At 63.4% G+C, this 1176-nt stretch carries 1 protein-coding gene; it reads left to right on the top strand.

From position 1 onward, the window contains the following. Positions 1 to 1176: serine hydroxymethyltransferase (gene glyA, locus ACR0DS_RS20295; protein WP_480560885.1), on the top strand; the 1176-nt coding region annotated here is incomplete at both ends.

Here is a 1176-nt window from a genome sequence, read left to right as displayed (position 1 = left end):
CGGATTTTTCACCCAGTCCTTGTCGGACCGCGATCCTGAGCTTTTTGGCTCGATCCGGTCTGAGCTGGGTCGTCAGCGCGACGAGATCGAGCTGATTGCGTCCGAGAACATCGTCTCTGCCGCCGTGATGGAGGCGCAGGGTTCGGTGATGACCAACAAATATGCCGAAGGTTACCCGGGCCGGCGCTATTACGGGGGCTGCGAGTTTGTTGACATCGCCGAGAATCTGGCCATCGACCGCGCCAAGCAGCTGTTTGGCTGTGGCTTTGCCAATGTGCAGCCGAACTCGGGCAGCCAGGCCAACCAGGGCGTGTTCCAGGCGCTGATCCAGCCCGGCGACACCATTCTGGGCATGAGCCTGGATGCCGGTGGCCACCTGACCCACGGCGCGCGGCCCAACCAGTCGGGCAAGTGGTTCAACGCCGTGCAATACGGCGTGCGCCAGCAGGACAACATGCTGGACTATGATCAGGTCGAGGCGCTGGCGAAAGAGCATAACCCCAAGCTGATCATCGCGGGCGGTTCGGCCATCCCGCGTCAGATCGACTTTGCCCGCATGCGCGAGATCGCCGACATGGTCGGCGCCTATCTGCACGTGGACATGGCGCATTTCGCCGGTCTGGTTGCGGCAGGCGAGCATCCCAGCCCGTTCCCCTACGCGCATGTGGCGACCACCACCACACACAAGACCCTGCGCGGCCCACGTGGGGGCATGATCCTGACCAATGATGAAGATATCGCTAAGAAAGTGAATTCGGCGATCTTCCCCGGCATTCAGGGCGGCCCGCTGATGCATGTGATCGCGGCCAAGGCCGTGGCCTTTGGCGAGGCGCTGCGCCCCGAGTTCAAAAGCTATATCCAGCAGGTCGTGATCAATGCGCAGGCGCTCAGCGATCAGCTGATCAAGGGCGGGCTCGACACCGTGACCCACGGCACCGACACCCATGTGGTGCTGGTTGACCTGCGCCCCAAGGGCGTCAAGGGCAACGCCACCGAAAAGGCCCTGGGCCGGGCGCATATCACCTGCAACAAGAACGGCGTGCCATTTGACCCGGAAAAGCCGACCATCACGTCGGGCATCCGCCTGGGCAGCCCCGCCGGCACCACCCGCGGCTTTGGCGAGACCGAATTCCGCCAGATCGCCGACTGGATCATCGAAGTGGTCGACGGCCTGGC

The sequence above is a fragment of the Ruegeria sp. AF5 genome (genome assembly GCF_056541905.1).
The sequence above is the reverse complement of the archived record's forward strand: the minus strand, read 5'-3'. Positions and strand labels throughout refer to the sequence as shown.